At 40.0% G+C, this 21,486-nt stretch carries 17 protein-coding genes; 8 read left to right on the top strand and 9 right to left on the bottom strand.

Translation table 11 applies throughout. The annotated features are described in order from the left end of the window. Nucleotides 1-259: 259 nt before the first annotated feature. The 4 genes from FW759_RS02455 to FW759_RS02470 are packed head-to-tail and all read right to left on the bottom strand — an operon-like array spanning nt 260 to nt 7,371. Entirely contained in the window at nt 260-2,587 is a 2,328-nt protein-coding gene (locus tag FW759_RS02455) for a DEAD/DEAH box helicase (protein ID WP_446442087.1), read from the bottom strand. A 39-nt stretch (nt 2,588-2,626) separates the two neighbouring features. After that, a complete protein-coding gene (locus FW759_RS02460; protein ID WP_446442088.1) occupies nt 2,627-3,940 on the bottom strand; it encodes an ATP-binding protein in 1,314 nt (437 codons plus the stop codon). Nucleotides 3,941-3,965: 25 nt separating this feature from the next. Beyond that, complete coding sequence (locus FW759_RS02465) at nt 3,966-6,449, bottom strand: tellurite resistance TerB family protein (RefSeq protein ID WP_446442089.1); 2,484 nt, start codon at nt 6,447-6,449, stop codon at nt 3,966-3,968. A 52-nt stretch (nt 6,450-6,501) separates the two neighbouring features. Beyond that, nucleotides 6,502-7,371, bottom strand: a complete 870-nt coding sequence (locus FW759_RS02470; protein WP_353669993.1) for an exonuclease domain-containing protein — start codon at nt 7,369-7,371, stop codon at nt 6,502-6,504. Nucleotides 7,372-7,963: 592 nt separating this feature from the next. Here FW759_RS02470 and FW759_RS02475 point away from each other — a divergent pair. Continuing rightward, complete coding sequence (locus FW759_RS02475; RefSeq protein WP_446442090.1) at nt 7,964-8,839, top strand: oxidoreductase; 876 nt, start codon at nt 7,964-7,966, stop codon at nt 8,837-8,839. A 109-nt stretch (nt 8,840-8,948) separates the two neighbouring features. On the opposite strand, the gene FW759_RS02480 is transcribed toward FW759_RS02475, so the two are convergent. Next, on the bottom strand, nt 8,949-9,317 hold the full coding sequence (locus tag FW759_RS02480; RefSeq protein ID WP_446442091.1) for a MerR family transcriptional regulator: 369 nt from the start codon (nt 9,315-9,317) through the stop codon (nt 8,949-8,951). Nucleotides 9,318-9,403: 86 nt separating this feature from the next. Between FW759_RS02480 and FW759_RS02485 the strand changes: the two genes are divergently transcribed. From FW759_RS02485 to FW759_RS02500, 4 genes are all read left to right on the top strand, one after another. Further along, nucleotides 9,404-10,282 (top strand): alpha/beta hydrolase family protein, encoded by an 879-nt coding sequence (locus FW759_RS02485; RefSeq protein ID WP_446442092.1) that lies wholly within the window; start codon nt 9,404-9,406, stop codon nt 10,280-10,282. Between the two features lie 61 nt (nt 10,283-10,343). Beyond that, the gene (locus FW759_RS02490; protein WP_446442093.1) at nt 10,344-10,652 is read left to right on the top strand and encodes a hypothetical protein; all 309 of its coding nucleotides are present in this window, start codon (nt 10,344-10,346) and stop codon (nt 10,650-10,652) included. Between the two features lie 74 nt (nt 10,653-10,726). Further along, nucleotides 10,727-11,251 (top strand): PaaI family thioesterase, encoded by a 525-nt coding sequence (locus FW759_RS02495; protein WP_446442094.1) that lies wholly within the window; start codon nt 10,727-10,729, stop codon nt 11,249-11,251. Between the two features lie 95 nt (nt 11,252-11,346). Continuing rightward, on the top strand, nt 11,347-12,684 hold the full coding sequence (locus FW759_RS02500; RefSeq protein WP_446442095.1) for a fatty acid desaturase: 1,338 nt from the start codon (nt 11,347-11,349) through the stop codon (nt 12,682-12,684). A 684-nt stretch (nt 12,685-13,368) separates the two neighbouring features. Here the strand turns inward: FW759_RS02500 and copM are convergent. Genes copM through FW759_RS02515 form a run of 3 tightly spaced genes read right to left on the bottom strand, consistent with a single transcriptional unit; the run spans nt 13,369 to nt 15,294 of the window. Further along, on the bottom strand, nt 13,369-14,124 hold the full coding sequence (copM, locus tag FW759_RS02505) for a CopM family metallochaperone (protein WP_446442096.1): 756 nt from the start codon (nt 14,122-14,124) through the stop codon (nt 13,369-13,371). A gap of 37 nt (nt 14,125-14,161) precedes the next feature. Further along, the gene (locus FW759_RS02510; RefSeq protein ID WP_446442097.1) at nt 14,162-14,629 is read right to left on the bottom strand and encodes a DUF305 domain-containing protein; all 468 of its coding nucleotides are present in this window, start codon (nt 14,627-14,629) and stop codon (nt 14,162-14,164) included. A 17-nt stretch (nt 14,630-14,646) separates the two neighbouring features. Further along, on the bottom strand, nt 14,647-15,294 hold the full coding sequence (locus FW759_RS02515; protein ID WP_353670004.1) for a DUF411 domain-containing protein: 648 nt from the start codon (nt 15,292-15,294) through the stop codon (nt 14,647-14,649). A 231-nt stretch (nt 15,295-15,525) separates the two neighbouring features. On the opposite strand from FW759_RS02515, the gene FW759_RS02520 reads away from it, so the two are divergent. From FW759_RS02520 to FW759_RS02530, 3 genes are all read left to right on the top strand, one after another. After that, entirely contained in the window at nt 15,526-16,242 is a 717-nt protein-coding gene (locus FW759_RS02520; RefSeq protein WP_353670005.1) for a heavy metal response regulator transcription factor, read from the top strand. Nucleotide 16,243: 1 nt separating this feature from the next. Then, nucleotides 16,244-17,740, top strand: coding sequence for a histidine kinase dimerization/phospho-acceptor domain-containing protein (locus FW759_RS02525; protein WP_353670006.1), 1,497 nt, complete (start codon nt 16,244-16,246; stop codon nt 17,738-17,740). A 169-nt stretch (nt 17,741-17,909) separates the two neighbouring features. Next, nucleotides 17,910-19,160, top strand: coding sequence for an amidohydrolase family protein (locus FW759_RS02530; protein WP_446442098.1), 1,251 nt, complete (start codon nt 17,910-17,912; stop codon nt 19,158-19,160). Between the two features lie 87 nt (nt 19,161-19,247). Here FW759_RS02530 and FW759_RS02535 read toward each other — a convergent pair whose 3' ends face one another. Continuing rightward, nucleotides 19,248-21,401: a heavy metal translocating P-type ATPase gene (locus FW759_RS02535; RefSeq protein ID WP_446442099.1), complete on the bottom strand. Its 2,154-nt coding sequence runs from the start codon at nt 21,399-21,401 to the stop codon at nt 19,248-19,250. Between the last annotated feature and the right edge of the window lie 85 nt (nt 21,402-21,486).

A 21,486-nucleotide genomic window follows, 5' to 3' on the forward strand; every position in this document is an offset into this window, starting at 1 on the left:
ATGGGTTAGTTCATTATAATTTGGTATTCCGTTGATTTTAAAGGAATCTTCTATTATTAATAAAGACTTTTCATTGCCAATCTAGCGTATGATATATGCATTATAATTATTGATAACTATCATAGGAACATCCCGTTTTTCTGTTAATTGAATTAAAATTTTCTATAGTCTTTATATCCATACCTCGACCCTTCAGGACAAACATTTTTTGAATGATTGGTTTTTAGCTTAACCTCTGAATTAGACTGAAAAGCTGATTTTATTTTTCTAACCCCTTCAACCACTCTTTCAATCCAACGATATCAAACATTTGGGCACCGTAACCAATATTGAGCAAATCATCAGGTAAGTATTCATCGAACTTTTCGATCATCTTGTTAGGTACAGTTTCTGCAAGCTCAGTGGCGGTGGGCAAAGTCTGATTGGAAAGCCTTTTTAAAAATCGAGAAACCTGAATCGAATCTACTTTATGAATACGGATGACACCTGCATAAGCTTCAACGACAAAGTCATCTCGTATAAGCAGCATTTTCAAAGTGTTCACTATCTTATCGCCACGCCACATGAATATGTAGCTATAATTATCTTTATCTATAACCGGTCGTTTACTTAAATCGTATTTGTTAAAAGTATCTATACTTTCTAAAAATAAGTGTCTAGCCGTTGTATCAGCAAAATCTAGATATTGCTCGCCAACTGCAATACGATAATCACCGTTGTTCAATATCTCATACATCTCTTGGCGTACTCGGTCATGTATAGACATGCTACTGTCACCAAAAGCTGGAGGCTTACCACCGCCTTTGACAGAGATAACATCCACTACTTTTTTGTCTATATCAACATCTTTAACTTGCCAGCGTCTACCCCCAAAAATGATGTACTGCTCAGGTAGTAGCATAGTCTCAATTGGTAGCGTTCCAAGCGTTCTATTAGCCGCCACAATACGATATTCTTCTGGGGTTTTGAATACGGCATAAAAAGTGTAATGCCCAACAATACGCTCACCGACAATACCTAACACCAATTGATTATTACCGAGTTGGGTAAGCAGTTGAGCATTTCCCATCTGGCTAAGCAGCGATTTAAAGTGAGTTGGTTGTATTTTTTGAAAAGGTCCTTGTTTGCATAACAGGATATAAAGCTGGTCAGCACGAATACCGCCCCATTGACCGATAGTCGCTAGTACTTGATGTAATAGGGTTGAAAAGTGATATAAAGAAGTGTCCGCCGGCTCAAACCACCTATCGACAATCAACAGTCTTATCATCGCGAGTGACTGTATTAACTCAAGACGTAGATCATCAATGAGACTGGACTCTTTACTGATTTCTTTTTCGGTAATGAGCATTCTAAGTACGGCTGAACCACCACGCCTACCTGAGCGTCCGAGCCGTTGCCGAAGACTGGCTACAGAATGCGGCGCTGTCACTTGTACCACCGTATCAACCTTACCAATATCAATTCCTAGCTCTAAGGTCATGGTACATATAGCGGTGGTTGGTAGCGCTTCTTTTTGTAGTCGTGCTTCTAAGGTTTCCCTAAGCTCTTTTGAGAGTGAACCATGATGAGGAAAAAACTCATTGGGCACGATGTTACGCTCACATAGCTCGCTCAGCTCTGTAGCAATCATTTCTGTACGCTTGCGGCTATTAGCAAATACCAGATGGCTACCGCCACGACATAAACGGTATAAGTCAGCACAGACTTGTGCTTCGGCAGTATAGGGATGCTGAATACCCATATTTTCAGAGTCAGTATCTTTAGAGAGAGCATTTTTAGAGCCAAAACTTTCAAAATTAACGTGTTCATTATTTGATCTAAGCGCTAACTGACTCGGCTCTATATAACCTTTTATTTGCACCTTAATGCTAGCGGTTGCTTCATCCTCTTCAATAATGACGCAAGGCAATGACTGATTAGGTCTTAGTGACTGCGGTACGCTTTTAAGTTCTCCCAACGTTGCACTCAACGCTACCCTTGGGATAGGTGAATTTAAACGTTCAGTGACATGCTCAAGCCGCGTCAGAAGTGATAGTAAATGCTGACCACGCTCGCTACCCAAGAACGCATGAAACTCATCAATCACAATATATTTTAGATTACTAAAAGCTTGTTTGACCCAACCTGCATCCCGAACCAATAAAGATTCAAGCGACTCAGGCGTAATCAAAATAATTCCGGATGGTGACTTCTTTTGTTTATTCTTTTTACTCTGTGGACTATCGCCATGCCATGGCGTCACTTGCATATCAAGCAGGTCTGCTAAACTCTCAAGCCTTCGATATTGATCGTTAATGAGCGCTTTTAGTGGGCTTATATATAGAATGCCTACTCCATTGCCCTGACCCTCTTTCTCATATCCGTCTACATTTTGGCTATCATATGACTTGATAAGGGCGCTACACGCTGGCAAAAAGAACGCTTCAGTCTTGCCAGCAGCAGTCGCTGCACTAATCAGTACGTCGGTTTTTCCAGACAAAATTGGCGCGATCGCCTTAGCCTGCACTTCGCGCAATCCACTCCAACCTTGGTTAAATATCCAACGCTGTATACGGAAGTCGAGCTGGAGATGAGCGTCTCTCAAAGGTAGTTTCTCATGTTTTTTATTGATATTATTAGTGACCTATAACCTAAAATCAGTAAGCTCGTCTTCTTCATCCATACCACTCATATCAATATCCATATCGGATGGCATTTCAGGTTCAATAGTTACTGATTCAATAAGTTGATCCCATGAAATGTCTGGGTTTTGGTCAATGACAGCTAACATATCCAAAAACGCTTTAATGGTATTACGAGGCGTTCTAAAATAAGCATCACCGATGGTTTGACTACAATGCTGTAAAAAAGCTTGTAAGGATTCATCAGGTACCAGATATTCAGCTTCATCACCACCTGCATAAACATGACGCAGGTTTTTAAGTAAGATATATAACTCTTCTGGTGTGAGGCTAGCCAAATGCAATGCAGGTGAGGAATAATCAATGACACCTGCCCGCTTGGCAAAGCTATTATCTGCTAATCGCGTTTGCAAGGCGTCATAGCTATACAACCCTTTGCGCGGATCGAGTAAAAACTCTGGCGTACCGCCCAATAAAAACCCTAGATGCTCAGCGGTACCTTGTAAGCAGTCATTTAGAATACGTAAAATCTGCTCATAATTGGCTTGGCGTGCTTGTGTACTATTAAGCTTATACAAGTTGACCATCTCATCAAGATTGACTAACAATCCTTGATAGCCTGCCTGCCGTACGAATAAACTCATTATCTTAAGCGCATCATAAAAAGAGGCATCAGATATGATAGTACGCACGCCTAAATCACGTCTAGCATCGGTCTTTGTTGAGTACTCTGCACGTAACCATCGAATTGCATTGACCTTTAGCTCATCATTCCCTTCTTCGTGCCCTTGCCAATAAGCTTCAATAACCTTGGCAAAATCATAGCCGCCAACCAATTCTGTTAATTCAGCCAGCTTGTGCTGGATAACCTCACTAATAGCCTCATCAGTACTGTCTGCTTGTTTGCGTGCTTCTATAATGAAGCGCTCTACTACACTGGCCAAACCATTACCATCTGGTTTATTACGAGTAGACAAATTACGCATAAGCTCAGAATATAAGTTTCTTGCTTGTCCTGACGATGCTTGGATACGCCTGTCAGGTGACAAATCAGCATTAACAGTGACCAGTTTACGCTCAAGCGCAATCGCCCTTACCACACTTAAAAAAAAGGTCTTGCCTGAACCATACTCACCAATAATAAGACGGAACGCCGAACCACCATCAGCGACGCGCTCGATATCACTTATGAGCGCTTTAAGCTCATTCATACGCCCCACTTGGATATGCTGAATCCCTACCTTGGGCGTGACTCCCGCCTTCAATGACTGAATAATAGCATCACGCTCTTTTGCTCTAATTTTTTTACCACTCATTATGCATCCTTACTGATTCTTATATTTAGTCCAATATTTTTAATTCTTCGACAATCTCATAGTCAATCACTATCTCATCCTCAGCTTCTAATACTGGGGCATCGACATTGTCATACGACCAATCATTGATAGTCTCGATCGCCCCATTTATCATTAAATTTAAGGACTCACATAACACTTCAGCTTCCTCTCTTTGCCATACTTCTTTACTAATAAGCTGTTGATACAACTTACTATGAATCGTATCTAGACCTTTAGCAACAGATTCTTTGGCCCTATCAATCTCAGTGTCATTATTTATTTGCTCATCTGATAGGGATTCATTATCCGCTTCCATATCGTCATCATCTACTGCAAATATACTTGCCAGCATTGCTTTAGCGTCGCCTGTCTCGCTTTCATAAGCAGCTAGTAATTCCGTATTAAAAATAAACGGCTTACTATTACGATCTGAGATTTCAACATTAACCCCAACACTATTGTCATTGGTCGTTTTTTGCTGTGTCGCACCACTAAACGTCGGCACGCTCTTTTTAGTACTGGTTAAATGATGAATATCACTAACTACTGAGTTTTTATCAAGACCTAGAGCCTGGTACAACTTTTCAATTTGTTTGATTTGACTTGGCTCTACATTACCGTTAGCTAAGGCAACTGAGATGATAAAACGACTGATAAAGCTAATGTTCTTCTCATTAAGTACTGCTAGCTTTGCTTTTAGACCCGCCATATTAGAGGGGCTATTTAAGCGCCATAACAGATAAGCCTTTAGCGACGCCTTTTCAATAGCAGTAAGCTGAGTGTCTTGCTCAATAATCGTCAGTAGCGTATCCACCTCTCTTTTATCGACATAGCCATTAATGGTTGCAACCATGGCACCCAATCTAAGCGCCAAACTGATTTGGTAAAATGATGCACTCGGGTCAAAGTCTTGACCATGACCACCATCAAATAAAACCACATATCCATCCGGTTTAAGACTGGTCTGATGATAACGCTGATCTGGTACAACACCGAAGCCAGCCAACTCAGCTAAATTGGTTATCATCTCACTATGTTTTTTAGCAAATGATTTGGGCATAGTATGTGACGACCGCTCATCCAAATATCTCCATAGCTCTTTAACTGTCGTCAGCCCTTCATCGTTTTGAGTAACAGATTCTGCCCATGCCTTAAAGTTTTGTATGACTGGATATTTTTCTCGATATGCTTGCTGCTGAATAAGCACTTTTGGCAGTAACATAATGGCGTCTATGTCTGTTGCAGAGTTATCCTCTCTCCCTAGATAGCGACTGTAAGCATCCAAAGCCTCGTTACATTGTTCGGCAATCTCGATCAGTTTTTTGATAGGCGATCTTAAGGCGCTTGGGTCTTGCAAATCATCGAGGGTAAGGTCAACACTCACAATTGATTGGCTCGCAGCACGATAGCTAATTTTTAATTTGGTTTTATTAGGAGGGACGATAAATCCATTGAGATAAGTTTTTTGATATAAAACCTCAAACAGATCTTTGAACTCTGATTCACAGCGCCTTGCAGGTGTTTTGAAATTATATACATTAGAAAAAATGAGCCATTCCCATGCTAAGGTAGCAGGAATAGGTAACTTTAAGGTTACCATTTTTGCTAATTGCATTTTAAAGGTTAGGTTTTGACTACTGGCTGGCGGCGATAAAAGCTGTGCTGTTTGTATTTTTTCTTCAGATAGTGGCGAGCGTACTAGTGTCATAAACTCTAAAAAATTCGCTGAGTAGTTACTGAATGAGGACTGTTTGCCATAAATATCATGCAGCCGTAACACCTCATTATAAATATTAACGAACTCATCATCAGACACGCTATCGTCACTAATACCTTCAATCACTCTACGTTCAAACCCACCAAAGTAAATGAAAACATATCCAATTGGTGTATTGGGATTCGCCCGATCTGAGGCCAACCAATCCAAATAAGCCCCGCGGCACAAGGGTGATAAAGCTGCATAACTTGGCCAATAGCCAAGCGACTCGTCACTATGGATATGTGAGGTGCTATAAATAACTTTTGGCGAACCGACCGATAAGCTATCATTTATTAACGATGGCTCAGTGCCGTAACCAATCAAAGTTTCAAGCTTACCACCAAAATAAAAAAAGCCCTTATCAATGATACGTCCCTGTATTTTTAGAGATTCATGCCTTGATACCCAGCGTCCTAGTTTGCGGTTCGATGAAGCAATATCATGCTTTTGCTTGTTTGACGAGATAACAAAGGTTGCCAGCTCCCCCACATCATCTAAATGCTCATCACGATACCTTCTCGTCTTGCTTTGTTTCGCATAACGATTTTGGGTGCTGGGATTAGCAAAGTTATTATGGTTTGCAACGTCTAAATTAACTTCGGTCTCTACAATATTTTTAGACGGCTTTATGTCAGGCGGCAAATCTATAAAATGAGTTTTCGTCTCATCTTTTTTGGCGTCATATTTCTCTCTGAATAGCGCCAATACATTGTCGATAAAGTTTTTCATTACCTATAAAACCCATTCCAAGAGAATTAGATAAAAGAGCTGTACAGCAAGATTAAAGCTTAAGCATTTTAAGAAAATCATGTTCTGTAAGAATATTGATGTCGACACCTTCTGCAATTAGTGTCTCTGACTTACGTTGTTTACTACTTTTATCATGTCCATTTAGTAATGTTAAATCTGGTGTACCTACAACTAAATAATTGAGGTTTTTAGATACACCGGCTTTAACATGAAAACCTTGCCTTGCTGCAATATCAGCAACTTCTGCGCGTTTTATAGATAGCTCGCCTGTAAAGCAAATATTTAATCCAAAAAACCGCCCTTGCTCATTACCTTCTATAGATCGGTTTTGAGTGAAGCGCTGTGTCCGACTATTACTATTTTTTGAATGAGATGGCTGAGCATTTAACCATTTTGTGATTGAAGCATTATTTTCTCTAAGAATGGTTGTCGTCACAAACCCACACGCTTTGGCGTCTTCTAGTGCATCATGATGATCAAACGCGTACCGCCATTCCTTACATACATTAGCAAGATTATATCCTGATGTACTAAACCGCTGGCAGGTATCGCGTACCATGACAGAGGCATCTACCCATTGCCAAGACGGTAGTGGCAAATCATGATCTAATAAACACTTCGTTATTGCTCTTTGATCAAAATCGGTATAACTGACCACAACATTATTACCGATAAATTGAATAATATTGCCATAGATATCAAATATGGAAGGTGCATCTTTTACTTGGTTACTATCAATACCATGAATATCTATATTCGTTCGGCTAAAACTAGACTGTGGTCTTATAAAACTACAGTAGGTATCTATCAGCTTACCTTTTATATACTTCGCCATACCTATTTGGCAAATAGAGCCGACATCTGAGTTAGCAGTTTCTACATCGATAGTGACAAAATTCATCATCTGTCCTTGTGCAAATGGTATGTAATATATCAGTTATGAATGATAATAAACTAAAATTGATATTTTTATCTATCTGATTGATAAATGCTGACGTAATTTTGATAAAGGTATAAAACAGTCAAATGATGGCTTTAGCTTTGAATTCTATTCTGTAGGTGCTGATTTTTTTAATCGTAATAAATTTCTTTTAATATACTTAGGCTCTATCCTTAATCTGAGCTAAGGCGACTAAATAGGCTAAAAATGAGAACAAGCCCTAGCTTACCAAGCTTGCTTCTATAATTTCTTTAGCATAGCTCATTTGCTTGTTTAGCAGACAAAAACACTTTGCTAAAGAGAGGTAATTTCGACAAGAATGATTGGTTGGCTCGACTGCACATGCTAGTTACCATGTAATCAGGTGATAATAATGACATTGAAAGTGCACTTAGTAGTGCAGGATTAATTCGTCATATTGTAATGACTGTGACATATTAGGAGTTATTGACTTCTTATAAATTAAAACATTAAGTGGCTGGATATATACCACTTTTATCGCGTTGCTCATTTTTTAATTATTCCATACTATATATAACCTAGAGAGAAAAACATGAGTACTGTAAGAAACCTAAATAGTGATTTTACACTTCCTGGTACAACATTGACGCTAAAACGTATGGGCTACGGTACAATGCAGTTGCCTGGTCCTCACGTAATGGGACCACCTCTTGATAGAGACAATGCTCTTGCAGTCTTACGCGAAGCGGTTCTTTTGGGTGCTAACCATATTGATACCGCTGAGTTCTACGGTCCACACGTATCTAATGAGCTTATTTATGAAGCGCTGAGTCCTTATAACGATGATTTGGTAATTATAACCAAAGTTGGTGTCGAGCGTGGTAACGATGGTTCATGGAATTTTGACTGTTCGAAAGCCGGTTTAATTAAACAAGTTAATGAAAACCTTACTAGCTTGGGGGTAGATACTTTAGACGTTGTAAATTTACGTCTAGGAAATGCTGAAGGCGCTGATAATAGATCACTGGCTGAACCACTCAACACTCTGGTAGAGTTACAAAAGCAAGGTTTGATTAACCATATCGGTCTTTCTTGTGTTTCTTCCGCACAATATGATGAAGCTGTGACGATTGCCAATATTGTTTGTGTACAAAACCAGTACAACCTTATATATCGACATGATGACGAACTTATTGACAGATTAGCCAAAGAAGGCGTTGCTTATGTACCGTTCTTCCCTCTTGGCGGCTTTTCGCCATTACAGTCATCAATTCTTTCTGACGTTGCTAATGAAGTAGGTGCTACTGCTAAACAAGTTGCTTTAGCTTGGCTATTACATCGATCACCTAATATTTTAGTGATTGCTGGAACCTCTTCAATAGAACATTTACATGAAAACTTGGGCTCAATGAATGTACAGCTTTCGAGTGAACAATTAATGAAACTTAATAATATTGCCGATAAGTAGAATAAATACTTAGAATGATAAGTTCTAAAAAATTTCTTTTAACTAGTCCTAGTCTTCAACTGTGTAAATTCAAATCTAAGAGGTTTGAATCACACAGTTTGACGATAACCTACTGAAGTGCCAACTTATCTTTATACTCGCACATACCTTTTAAAGCATTATCTATCAATGCTTTCATTTTAGACAACTCTAAAATTTTAACTTCAATCTGCTTATTCTTTTCTAGAAGTTTTTCACCCATTTGTGATTGGGTCAGGCTATTTGAATACAGTAACTCTGTTAACTCTTTAATCTCTTTTAAGGTAAAACCTAACTCTTTGGCCATAGTAATCATATTAAGTTGATCGACCGTTTTATCGTCATAATCTCTATAGCCATTGGCTCTTCTAGATGGCGACGATATCAACCCTTCTCTTTCGTAAAAACGAATTGTATCTCTGCTTAATCCGACTGTCTCAGTTAATTCTTTTATATTCATAATCGGGCCCTCTCAATTAATACTTGACTGTGGAGTAATGTCCATAGTTTATAGTAGGCGTTAATTAACAACAAGCGGGCTTATTTATGGATATCAATATATTGACGGATGACAACGTCGAGCTGCGTGCAACACTCTATAAAGCTAATAACCCTAAAGCCGTTGTTCTAATAAATCCAGGAACCGCCACTAAAACTTCTTATTATTTGCCGTTTGCTAAATACTTAAGAGAGCATGGTTTTCATGTCATTCTTTGGAACTATAGAGGGTTTTGCGATTCTAAAATAAGTCATCTAAAGGAGTGTCATTATCAGTATTCTGATATTGGGCGCTATGACATTCCAGCTGCCATCGATACAGCTAAGCGCCTATTCAATGATTTACCCTTGTATTGCGTAGGTCATAGCACTGGAGGCCAACAGGTGGGTCTTGCTCATAACGCTGATCGATTGGATGCTCTAATCGCAGTAGCTGTTTCAGCGGGATATTTTAGCTATATGCCGCCTCGTTATCGCCTTAAAGCCAATTTCTTTTTCCGTTTTTTGGCGCCACTTAGTAATAAAATTTTTAATTATGTACCCGCTAAAAACCTAAGACTTATGGAAGATTTGCCTGCTGGTTTTACAGATGAATGGGGGGCCTGGTGCCGAGAAAAAGAGCTGTTTTTCTCTGACAAGTTCTATGGCAAAACCATTCCTCTTGGTACTTATAAAAATTTCAATGTGCCAACCTTTGTCTTCACTGCCGATGATGATGAAATTTGTACTGAACGCAACCTGCATAATTTTTGGAAAAATGTGACTAGCGATCAACCTATCATTTTTAAACGCTATAGCATTCGTAAGGGATCAGGACAATCAATTGGGCATTTTGGTTATTTTAGAAGTAAAAACACTCATATTTGGCAAGATATTTTAGATACGATCAACAAGGTACACCATGATAAACCGTTACAAACAATATAAAACTTTAATTTTCATTGTATTACTTAATGTGTTTTCGAGCATTTTGCACTATGTTCATAATGTGATTCATTTTGACCACTATCCTGAGCCTGATTGGTTATCCCCTCATCTGGTAGATGCTTTTTGGTTCGTCATGACACCAATCGGTATCTATGGCTTGATCGTGGCTGTCAAAAGCCAAATGAACAAGGGGCATTGGTGGCTTTATTTGTACGCCTTGATGGGTTTATTGTCATTACTACACTACAACGTTGAGACTGATAATATTATGACCGTTGCCATGCACAGTCTTATCTGGTTTCAAGCAATTTGTGCCTTTTGGTTAATCGGCTATGTAACGATGTATTTTAAAAATAAAAGCGGACATTAAAAGTATTAATTGAGGAAACTTTAGTCTTTATAAGAATGGGCTAACCTCTTATTTATCGTTTTAAGGAATTGAAAATGAATGTTGAAGAAACAATAGCAACATGGGAAGCAGAAGAAGCACGTATTAGAGAAAAGCTAGGTGACGCTGGTGTTATTCCACTATCAGACTTAACCACTCGCAGTGGTATGGATATTTTTAATGCTATGTTTGCAGGAGAGCTACCTCATCCTCCTATCGGCCTAACACTTGACTACACTCCTATCCATATGGAAAAAGGTATTGCCGTTTTTCAAGGGCGTCCAAAGCGTCATCATTACAATCCACTGGGTACAGTCCACGGTGGCTGGTTTTGTACGCTTTTAGATTCTGCTGTTGGTTGTGCTGTACATACTCTCTTACCAGCAGGAAAAACCTATACAACGTTAGAGATAAAAGTAAATATGGTACGAGCTTTGACAGTGGCAACACCTTTAGTACGAGCTGAAGGTAAAGTCATTCATGCTGGTCGAAGAACAGCGACTGCTGAAGGCAAAATTGTAGGGCCTGATGGCAAATTATATGCTCATGCCACCACAACCTGCATCATTCTTGATGTTTAGACGAAATTCTTAATAGTCAATAGAGCTTATTTGACAGTCTCAAGTCTAATAGCTTCTAAACCAAAGAAAAATGCTAAGAATATAATGGATGTTATATGAGTATAAAAAATACGGTAGGCTGGCCTCTTAAATTCAGTAGACAATCTCTAAAAACCATCAACTCCTATATCACAACTCTTAGGGCATATCTTGGTAACAGAGTAACTAAGACCTCTAATAGACAGAATACTTCTATAAATGAAGCGGTTGATATCAGAGAGCTTGAGTTTAGAAAAGCTCCAATTAATTGGATACCTGCTGCTATTTTGATAGCAACGCCAATTGCAGCAGTCATTATTACCCCATGGTATTTGATGACTCACCAAGTCAGTGCGCCTGTTTGGGGTATATTTGCTGCTTTTATGGTATGGACGGGTATGAGTATTACAGCAGGATACCATCGCTTATTGTCACATCAAGCTTATAAAGCTCATCCGATAGTGAGAAATTTTTTATTATTAGGAGCGACTTTTGCTGTGCAAGGCTCAGCTTTTGATTGGGCTTCTAGTCATCGTGACCATCACCGCTATGTTGATGATCCATTTGGCGATCCCTACTCTGTGAAGCGTGGCTTTTTCTTTAGTCACATGGGTTGGATGTTACGCAACTATCCAAGCCGTAAGATGGATTTTAAGAACATTCCAGACTTAACTAAAGATAAAGTCTTACAGATTCAACATAAATACTATGGCATATGGGTATTGGTGACGAATGTAAGCCTGGTTGCGGCGCTGGGTTGGTTACTTGGCGATGTATGGGGCTCATTAGTGATTGTTGGTCTATTACGTTTGGTATTAACTCATCACTTTACTTTTTTTATCAACTCGTTTTGCCATATGTTTGGTTCACGTCCCTATACCGATACTAATAGTGGACGTGACAACTTTTTCCTCGCTATATTCACATGGGGCGAAGGCTATCATAATTACCATCACTTCTTTCAATACGACTATCGTAATGGCGTCAAATGGTGGCAATATGATCCGACTAAATGGTTGATTGCGGGTCTATCTAAAGTGGGTCTGACTACTGATTTACGTACCGTTGATAATGCTACTATCAAACACGCCGAAGTAAAAATGCAATTTAAACAAGCTCAGCAAAAGATTAGTACAGTAATGTCAGCCGGTCTAGATATTCCTCATGCTATGAAAACCTTCCAAGACCGTATTAATTTTGAGCATAACGCCTTCATGCAAACCGTAGCAGAATGGCAAGCACTAAAAGCGCAAAAAATTGAAATGAAAAAGAATGGGTACTCTGAACGTTTGCATGAGATTGACGACAAACTAAAGCAAGAATATATGAGAGTTGAGAAAAAAATTCTTGAGCATAACAGTAATCTAAAAATGGCTTTTCGTTCTCTCGGCTATAATGACAAGGTTGTTCAATAGTACTTCACTGAGATATTTATCTTATTAAATACAGGATCCATTAGATATCTTAAGAATGATTAAATCTATTTATAAGCTGTCCCGATTTCATCGTGACAGCTTTTCTCATAATAATCAAAAAAAGACGTCCTAGCTTAAACCTAATTGTTCACGCTGACATAGTCAGTTAGTACTGTAGCCATGCCTACCATAGGATTATTAAGCAGCAGTTTACGAGCTTAATAAGCGATAAAGATTATTACTTTAACAATGAGAGGATAAAAAACTTCTCGGGTGAGGAGCATTGTTCCGTAAGGAAAAATTAACTAATCTATCCTCAAGCTTATAAAACAAGATTTATAGCGATCAACGATATGGTTGGGTGTATTGAGCTGCATTATAATCCAACAAGAATTCAAAAGAGTTTGGGCTATAGACTGCCAAGACAAGTGTGGTTTAACTTTTATCGTTAGGTTGCGTAAATAGAATCTCCCAAGTTTAGCTGTACGAATTTGACGGAAGGGTTCAGTGTTGTCTGTGCGGCGAAAATTAATACATTTTATAGTTTATTGTTTTCTACACTGTTAAGTGATGGTAATTAAAAAAGCAGCGACTAAAATACATGTTTAGAGAGCTGTTTTTTTAGGTTTAATAATCTTTGTTTAAGTAGATGAATGCTCACTAGCAAGGTCTTAAACAATGCGCTTATCCTTTATTCGCTTTAATCCAGCTTTGCATCTGCTCAATCTCAGACTGTTGGGCATCAATGATTTCTTGCGCCAGTTTTCGCATTTTTTCATTTTTACCATATTTAAGCTGAACTTTTGCCATATTGATTGCGCCGATATGATGCATTAACATACCACGAGCAAATGCCATGTCCGGTCTAGGATCAGCAATGCTTGACATCATATTATCATTCATGGCGTCCATACCGTCAGCGTAGGCTTGTTGCATGACTTTAGTATTGGCTATTGGTTCAGCGGAATCAGGATGGTCGGCGAGCCACGCTTTCATCTGTTTAATCTCAGGCTGCTGGGCCTCTATGATTTCTTGCGCCAATTGTCGCATCTCTTCATCAGTACCGTATCTAAGCTCAATCTCTGCCATATCCACCGCACCAATATGATGACCGAGCATGCCTTGGGCAAATGCCACATCCGGATCATTATAATTCATACCAATCATCATCTCTTCATGCATTTTAGTCATGGACTCGGTATAGTCTTTGAGCATTGGCGTCATCGGTGTGCTATGAGCCACCATAGTACCAGCACTCATATTATGCTCAGCATGGGGGTCGATCGCTGTCGCATCTGCTTCAGTAGTACCAACGGATGCTCCCTCTTCCACTACTGGCATCTTAGCGATATCATTAGCTGGCTGACAAGCGCTTAGAAAAAGGGCAAGACTGATACTGATAGCCAATACTGAAAAGCCTGATTTATGGTTAATAGTCATGATATACCCTTAAAATGAATAGATTAAATAATGCGTTTTACTTTAACTCTTCAATCAACTCTTGCATTTCAGCAATTTCTTTCTTTTGTGTTTTGATAATGCCATCTGCTAATTCACGCACACGTGGATCTTCAATATCAGCACGAGTACTGGTCAAAATAGCAATCGAATGATGCGGAATCATTGCTTGCATCCAGTCTACTTGGTCAACGGTTGATTGAGATCTAACACTCCATAAACCGATGGCAAAGAGTACAACACTAACGCCATAAACCATCAAATTTATCTTAGTTTTTTTATACATATTACCCATGAAAGCGAGCATAATTATTGCCATGACCGCGCCCATATATAACGCCATATAAGCGCGTGTCTCACTAAAATACACATGATCTAGTTGATATGTATTGAAATACATCATGATGAACATCACGACTGTGGACGTCACGATCATCAACGTAAACTTCACATAGGGATTCATCTTTTTTTGATGAGCATTGTCCATAAAGCGACCTCTATAATTTATAATTGTTGGGTAGTAGAGTTAATATTTGCATAAACTTGGGTAGTACCGTCTTTATTAATCTGCATGACTTGATACGGCATGAATTTATCCTGATATTCCATACCTGGGCTACCTACTGGCATTCCAGGGACAGCAAGTCCAATGGCTTGTGCTAGCGGATTCTTTAAAAACTGCGCCATATATTTGGCGGGTACGTGACCTTCAAAAACGTAGCCGTCAGTGGTGACGGCGGTGTGACAGGATCGCATCTCGTTTGGTACGCCATAACGGTCTTTAAATAATGTCACATCCGCAACATTTTGTGCCGTTGCGCCTAAACCGTTATTTTCTGCATGACTTATCCAATCTTTACAGCAGCCACAATTCACATCTTTATAAACAATTACTGATATATTTTTGAGTAAATTTGGATTATTTGTAGGCGAATTCATCAAAGAGCTAGCTATAACATGTGGCTCAGCTGCATTCGCAGTAACAACCTGCTGTTCAGTTTTTATAGAACTTTGACTTGTGTTGGAGGCACTACTTTCAGGTTGACTACAAGCAAGTAACGCTGATGAAGCCAGTAATACCAGTGTACCCTGCCATAAATTATTAGACTTTCGGTTAGCATGAAAACTAAGTTTCTTTGTAGGGGTTTTCATAGTGGCTCTCATATGGTTTGATAGTGCGCAATCAGTACTTAATAATGCTTGATACTATTTATGAATCAATCTGGCAATAAATTAAGATTATGAATAGTTTAGTATGATGACTCTGACAACAACATGACGCAAAGATGACAATTTTGTCATGTTGCGGTCATGTCGTAGAAATATCGTCAACATTCCTCTATCATTCATACTATAAATTTAACCAATAAACGCGTGCCTGTCATGAAATTACTATTAGTTGAAGATGAGGTATCACTTGCGGACTATATAAAAAAAGGTCTGACCGAGGCAGGATTTATCGTTGAGCATTACACTACTGGGCTGGATGGCTACCACGCCTTAATAAGTGAAGATTTTAATGCTGTTATCATGGATGTGATGTTACCTGACATCAACGGTTTTGAGCTCGTGCGTAACTACCGCGCGGCAGGTAAACACACCCCCGTTTTATTTTTGACTGCTAAAGATGACTTAGCTGATCGCATTAAGGGCATTGAGATTGGTGGTGACGACTATTTAACTAAGCCTTTTGCCTTTGCTGAGCTGTTGGTGAGAATAAAGAGCTTGCTACGTCGTGCCAATCAGGCTGATTACAGCAGCAATCTGATGCAAATTGCAGATTTAAAGATGGATATCGCTAAGCGTACCGTCTATCGAGATGAGCTACCGGTTAAATTGACCGCAAAAGAGTTTTCCTTGTTACAGTTTTTACTAGAGCGTCAAGGTGAAGTATTGCCACGCTCGGTCATTGCCTCTCAGGTTTGGGATATTAATTTTGATAGCGATACCAATGTCATTGATGTGGCAATTCGACGCTTAAGAATTAAAATCGATGATGACTATGAAGTGAAGCTGATACATACGGTACGCGGTATGGGCTACCGACTAGAGGTTATGGATAGCAGTCATGATTCAACACTATCAATAGAAAATAAATGATATGACCCCTATCGTAACCAATGGACGCCTCTCATTGTTATGGCGGACGATATTTCTGTTAACACTCTGTGTGGTCATCACCCAAATCTGCTTATACCTTTGGATTCAACGATCCGTAAATGGTCATTTCGAACAGATGGATTCAGAAATACTAACCCACGCAGCGTTAAACTTGCGTCAATATATGACTGATAGCACATCTGATACTAAAGACATAGCACCCACCTTAAATCAACCTAGAAAATTGCAGACACTACAGAATATAGAACTAGACTACGATATAAAAACGATGATTGCGAATAATAAAGGGCAAATTCTTACCAGTAAACCTATAGGGTTTATGGGTGAGTCAAAGTATAAATTTTCAATCATTAAACTTTGGAAACGCTATCACGAACAGCCGTTCGATTTGAATATTGACCATCGTCATTATAGAGCACTTGTTATTCAGCACTCTGGGCGTTTGGCACTCATCGCCTTACCGATTGATGTGCATCATCAATACCTTGCCCAATTTAACCGCCAACTAATCATAATACTCATCGCCATTACCTTCATCTTGGTTTTTGTGGCGGCTTTTAGTGTGCACTTAGGATTTACACCATTATCAACTATTAGACAGAAAATGACCCGAATCAACACAGAACAGCTTGATGATCGTATTATTATTAATAATATGCCTAGTGAATTGCGACCGCTAGCAGATGCTTATAACGCCATGATGGATAAACTTGAACACAATTTTGCAGCGTTATCGCGTTTCTCAGATGATATTGCTCACGAGCTACGTACCCCTCTTGCCACCCTAGGTACTCAAACCCAAGTGATGTTAAGCAAGCCCAGAGACCGTTCTGAGTATATTGAGCAACTCCATGATCAGAATGAAACGATTGAGCAGCTATCAGGCTTGATTAACAACATGCTGTTATTAGCAAAAACACAAAAAGGACTTTATGACTCGCAATTTACGGCTGTTAATGTTGAGGCCCTTATCACAAAGATGATAGGTTATTATGAATTAATTGCAGAAGATAAGAGCATATTGTTTGAGAAAAGTGGTAACTTTGAGTCAGTATTAGGCGATGACCCCTTGCTACAAAGGCTGTTTGCAAACCTGATATCAAATGCGGTTTATTATGCCGCCAATGACAGTGTGATTACTATTACGGCGTCTATTATTAATAACAGGGCTCTAAATGGCGATGAGAAAAAAGTCACAGCTGACCTCAAACCTTATTTAAATATAGTATTTACCAATCAATTAGCGGCACCACTAACACAGACAGAAGCGGATAAATTATCTGAGCGATTTTATCGTCACCATAAACATAATACCTTGCATTCAGGTACAGGATTAGGGCTGTCTATCGTGCAAGCAGTTATTAATGCTCATAATGGAAAAATGGATATTATAGTTAAAGATAGTTGTTTTTTTAACATTAGTGTAGGTCTGCCAATTTCTGATAGGAACCCAAATATAGCAAATAGTAGTAGTTGACACTCTCTCAATATTCTTTAAATGTCGTTTGGCTTCGTTTTAAAGCTTCTAAAGCTGAAAATATTAAGAAGATAATAGATAAAAGTGACAATGTTTCATTATAAGTCATTCGATACCCGCCCTTAGCAAAAAATATTAAAGCTAATAAATAATTGAAGGAGCTAAATTAATGACTGATTTAACCATACGTAACGCTCGGCTCATAAGCTACCAATATCCCGTTAATATTCACATTAAAAACGAGCATATTGAAAGTATTGAGGTCATTGAAGACGAAAAAGCTGGTGAAGAAGCTAACGTGTCTACAAACACTTATGATGCACAAGGACATTTTGTGTGTTCAGGATTTTTTGAAAGTCATATTCATCTCGATAAAGCCTGTATTCTAGACCGTTGTAGCATCAGTGAAGGTACGCTTACTGAAGCGGTTGAACAGACAGGTAAGGCGAAAGAGGACTTTACTGAAGCAGATGTATTTAATCGCGCCTCAAAAGTCATTGAAATGGCCATCAAAAAAGGCACCGTTGGCCTACGCACCTTTGTAGAAACGGATGAGAAAACAGAGCTAGCAGGTTTTAATGCCATAAAAAGAGCACGCGACAAATATGCGTTTGCTGTGGATATTGCGATTTGTGCGTTTGCTCAGTCGGGTCTTACTACCAAACCTACCACTCAACAGCTATTACAGCAAGCACTAGAGCAAGGCGCAGATCTTATTGGGGGTTGCCCCTATAAAGACGAAAACCCAGATAAGCATATTGAGATGATATTTGATATCGCTGAAAAGTTTGACGTTGACGTGGATTTTCATCTTGATTTTGACTTAGATCCACAAAATTCAAGCATACCAAAACTGGTCGAAGAAACCATCAAACGTGATTATCAAGGCCGTGTTTCTATTGGTCACGTTACCAAGCTGTCGGCCATGGACAAAATGAAGCGTGGTGAGATGGCAGGACTACTTAAACAAGCCAATATTACTTTGACGGTATTACCTGCAACTGACATCTATATAAACGGTAGTGGCTATGAGGCCTTGATTCCGAGAGGAACGGTCAATGCCAATCAATTCGCAGAGCTAGGTATCAATACAACTATTTCTAGCAATAATATTTTAAATGCTTTTACACCCTATGGTGATGCATCTTTGATAAGAATGGCAAATATGTATGCCAATCTTGCGCAGTTATCTACAGATGACGAGATAAATGATGCCTTTGATATGATTACTAAAAATGCTGCTAAATTATTAACAATAAACAGCGTGATTGAGGTTGGTGCACCTGCCACACTCGTCGTACTAGAGTCTAAAAATGCAGTTGAGGCTATCCGCTCGAATACTCAAGCACTGGCTGGCTTTAAAAATGGCATACAAACCTTTAATAATCAAGCGGCTGAAATTTACTTTAAAAAATCATAATGTTCTACTGGTATATCACAGTTTTGATAAAACGGTCTCTGATGTGATCGAGACCGTTTTATTCTTTACTTTATTCTTCAATAGCCGTTAATTAGAAGACCCTGTTTTAAAGCGCAATAAACGCAGCGCATTCAGAGTAACCAGCACAGTAGCACCAGTGTCAGCCAGTACCGCAATCCAAAGTCCTGTTATACCGAACACAGTCGTGATGAGAAACACTCCTTTTAAACCCAGTGCAAAGACAACGTTTTGATGGATATTTCGCATCGTGGCGCGTGATAAGGCAATGAGATTTGCCATGTCTACCACGCGGTTTTTTAATAGGGCAATATCAGCCGTTTCGATAGCCACGTCGGTACCGCTACCCATGGCAATTCCAACATCTGCCGTTGCCAAAGCGGGTGCGTCATTGATGCCATCACCAATCATCGCTATTTTACCACTCGCTTGCATCTCGCTAAGCAAACGCAACTTATCTTCAGGTAATAACTCCGCTTTCCACTCTATATCTAGCTGACTGGCAAGCGCTTTTGCCGTACGGCTATTGTCACCTGTAAGCATGACAGAGCGCACATTCATCTTTTGAAGCTGTGCAATGGCTTGCTGTGCATCTTCTCGCAACTCGTCACGTAGAGCGACCAATCCGAGTACCGACCTCGTTTGATCATCAAACAAAACTGATACCGTCTTACCCTCGTTTTGTAGCGTCTCAATTTGAGTCTGTTGCTCATCTAATAACATAACGTTTTCGGCGACGTAAACGGGCGAGCCGATGGCTAAAGAACGCCCAGCAACCGTTGCATGAACCGCTTTACCTGCAGTCGCAAAAGCATTAGAAGACTCAGGTATGACGACGTTAGCGGCCTTGGCATGATCCACAATAGCGATAGCAAGCGGATGACTGGAGGTAGCATCGACGCTTGCAAACAGTGCCAATAATGTATCGTGACCCTCAGCATTGCCATCTACTGTTTTAAAACCAATGACATCGGTTACCCGAGGTTTGCCTTCTGTCAACGTTCCCGTTTTATCAAAAGCCACGGTGCTGACCTGACCCACTAGCTCCATGACATGACCCCCTTTGATAAGCATGCCATGACGCGTACCGACAGCCAAACCCGAGGCAATAGCAGCTGGTGTAGACAGTACAAGGGCACAAGGGCACGCAATCAACAATAAAGCCAAACCACGATATAGCCATGTCCCCCACTCTGCTCCCATCAGTAGCGGTGGAACAATAATGACCAGCACGGCAATCGCCATGACGATAGGCGTATAGTAGCGGCTAAAGGTCTCAATAAAACGTTCGGTCGGTGCTTTAGACGCTTGCGCCTGCTCCACAAGCTCGATAATACGAGCAATCGTATTATTCGCCGCTGTTTTCTCTACTCTTACTTGTAGCGCCCCTTCCACATTGATAGAACCAGCAAAGACGTCATCGCCTATGGTTTTGGCAATAGGAACAGACTCCCCCGTCACAGTTGACTCATCAAGGCTAGATACCCCTTGAACAATCACGCCATCTGCAGAGACTCTATCACCAGGCCGCACAAGTACTTTATCATTCACTTGTAGTGAAGTCGCTGCCACCTGACGTTGTTGTCCTTGTGCGTCCAACAAGATAGCCGTCTTTGGTACTAGCGATGATAACGCTCTAATGCCTGCGCGAGCACGATCAGCCGCGACGCTCTCTAAAAGCTCACCAACTGAAAATAAAAAGACTACGGCAGCAGCTTCTTCTGCCTCTCCAATGATAAGGGCGCCGATAGCCGCAACAGACATAAGCATTTCAATTGAAAAAGGTAAACCTACTAATGCCAGTGCAAAAGCTTTACGAGCAAATGGGAAAACACCGACAGCCACAGCGGCAATAAAGGTCCATTTGCCATATTCAGGGAAAATCAAAGACACTACATATGCGGCGATTAACAGAAGCCCAATACCAATGACCTGCTTACCCTTTGTGGTTTGCCACCAGTGTTCATCCTCTATCACTGATTGATGACTATCAGTGTCGCCATCCGCTTGTTGATTAGTTAATGCTGACACATCGAACCCGAGGCGCTTAATGGTCTTTTCGATATCTTTACTGTCAGTTGCAGCATCAGGTGCTAGGGTTAGCGCTAACTTTTGGGTCGCAAAGTTTAGCTGAACCTCAGAGATTCCTGGCATACGTATGAGCGCCCGTTCAATTTTGCCAACACAGCTTGCACAGTCCATCCCTTTAACATGATATTGCATCGTCATTCCTCCTCTTGTTAAAGGCAGTATGGACCCTATAGTGGCTTTAGGGTCAAGGCTTTTGACGAGCTTTTAATAGCAAAGA

This window comes from Psychrobacter sp. 1176_08 (genome assembly GCF_052850615.1).

Coding starts and splice junctions, on each gene's coding strand:
- FW759_RS02460 (WP_446442088.1), bottom strand. CDS start 3,940: ATGAGTGGTAAAAAAATTAGAGCAAAAGAGCGTGATGCTATTATTCAG.
- FW759_RS02465 (WP_446442089.1), bottom strand. CDS start 6,449: ATGAAAAACTTTATCGACAATGTATTGGCGCTATTCAGAGAGAAATAT.
- FW759_RS02470 (WP_353669993.1), bottom strand. CDS start 7,371: ATGAATTTTGTCACTATCGATGTAGAAACTGCTAACTCAGATGTCGGC.
- FW759_RS02475 (WP_446442090.1), top strand. CDS start 7,964: ATGAGTACTGTAAGAAACCTAAATAGTGATTTTACACTTCCTGGTACA.
- FW759_RS02480 (WP_446442091.1), bottom strand. CDS start 9,317: ATGAATATAAAAGAATTAACTGAGACAGTCGGATTAAGCAGAGATACA.
- FW759_RS02485 (WP_446442092.1), top strand. CDS start 9,404: ATGGATATCAATATATTGACGGATGACAACGTCGAGCTGCGTGCAACA.
- FW759_RS02495 (WP_446442094.1), top strand. CDS start 10,727: ATGAATGTTGAAGAAACAATAGCAACATGGGAAGCAGAAGAAGCACGT.
- FW759_RS02500 (WP_446442095.1), top strand. CDS start 11,347: ATGAGTATAAAAAATACGGTAGGCTGGCCTCTTAAATTCAGTAGACAA.
- copM (WP_446442096.1), bottom strand. CDS start 14,124: ATGACTATTAACCATAAATCAGGCTTTTCAGTATTGGCTATCAGTATC.
- FW759_RS02510 (WP_446442097.1), bottom strand. CDS start 14,629: ATGGACAATGCTCATCAAAAAAAGATGAATCCCTATGTGAAGTTTACG.
- FW759_RS02515 (WP_353670004.1), bottom strand. CDS start 15,294: ATGAAAACCCCTACAAAGAAACTTAGTTTTCATGCTAACCGAAAGTCT.
- FW759_RS02520 (WP_353670005.1), top strand. CDS start 15,526: ATGAAATTACTATTAGTTGAAGATGAGGTATCACTTGCGGACTATATA.
- FW759_RS02525 (WP_353670006.1), top strand. CDS start 16,244: ATGACCCCTATCGTAACCAATGGACGCCTCTCATTGTTATGGCGGACG.
- FW759_RS02530 (WP_446442098.1), top strand. CDS start 17,910: ATGACTGATTTAACCATACGTAACGCTCGGCTCATAAGCTACCAATAT.
- FW759_RS02535 (WP_446442099.1), bottom strand. CDS start 21,401: ATGCAATATCATGTTAAAGGGATGGACTGTGCAAGCTGTGTTGGCAAA.